The organism is Neobacillus fumarioli NBRC 102428 (assembly GCF_001591485.1).
In the GTDB taxonomy this organism is placed as follows: Bacteria; Bacillota; Bacilli; order Bacillales; family Cytobacillaceae; genus Neobacillus; species Neobacillus fumarioli.
In genome coordinates, this window is the sequence record NZ_BCUZ01000241.1 from 1 (window position 1) to 1282 (window position 1282).

Here is a 1282-nt window from a genome sequence, read left to right on the forward strand (position 1 = left end):
TAAAACCAAGAAACTTTCTTTTCCAAGGTCTGTCTACGGATGACTTTTCTCGATTCACCTTTAGTTTTAGAGTAGATTCAATGAAAGTAGTCATAGAAACCATTACTCGTTCTCCGGCTCTTTTTGATTTTACGTAGATATTACAATCATCTGCGTATCGGACGAACTTGTGCCCTCTCTTTTCTAACTCTTTGTCTAGTTCATCTAAAACGATATTGGAGAGTAAAGGACTTAATGGTCCGCCTTGGGGTGTACCCTCTTCGGATTTTGTCATCAATCCATTAATCATAATGCCGGACTGTAGGTACTTCCGAATTAGTGATAGGAGTGTTCGGTCTTGAATCCTTTTGGATAGAGTCCGCATTAATCGATCATGATTGACCTTATCAAAGAATTTCTCCAAGTCCATGTCGACTACCCATCGGTATCCCTCTTCGATATATTTCTTTGCTTGTCTAACACCATCATGACCCCGTTTGTTTGGTCGAAAGCCATAGCTCTGTGCTGAAAAGGTTGGGTCGAAGATAGGGGTTAAAATCTGAGTAATCGCCTGTTGAATGAAACGGTCTGTCACGGTTGGAATGCCTAATAACCTTACTCCACCGTTCGGTTTTGGGATTTCAACCCGTCGGACAGGAGAAGGTTGATAAGTACCTTCCATTAAGGATGTTTTAAGTGTATCCCATGTTTCGAGAATATGTCTTCGTAGGTCTTTTACGGACATATTGTCTACTCCATGACTTCCTTTGTTTCTTTCTACTCGCTTTAATGCCAATAGAAGATTTTCCCGTGACAACATTCGTTCCATTAACATTGAGATTTTATCCTTTCTACGTGAACAATACATTCTCATTAAGTGGATTCTTTACTAAGCCCTCCCGAAGTCCCCCATGGAATTCACCATTTCTTCCTTTCAGGTAGGTTCCGTAGGAATTTTCTGCTTTCATACATAAAGAATCGTTTGCCGAGTGTTTGTTCTCCTATAATGGTTCAGTCCTTCCTTGATTCTCTCGAGCGAATCAAGTACTACGACTTCGGCTGACTTCTGATTGTTCAGCTATCCATTACTAGATAGGTTACCAAGTGTACTTGGCGTATCAACCAGACCTCCCCGGGTAAGAGTGCAATCTTGCCTTCCATCTATCTGCTTCATTTACTCTGCATCACCTTCGGCAGAAAGGACTTTGTTTTGTTTGGCAAACTCATCCAATGATACCTAGCCTTGTATGAAGTTCGTGTTCCTCAGACCGGAAGTTTGCCGCCCGCTTCCTTCAGATTCCGC

At 41.9% G+C, this 1282-nt stretch carries 1 protein-coding gene; it reads right to left on the reverse strand.

Features of this window, described 5'->3' with window-relative positions; translation table 11 throughout:
* A partial coding sequence (gene ltrA / locus BFU02S_RS15880) for a group II intron reverse transcriptase/maturase (RefSeq protein WP_084361168.1) occupies positions 1–814 on the reverse strand: 814 nt, incomplete at its 3' end.
* Between the last annotated feature and the right edge of the window lie 468 nt (positions 815–1282).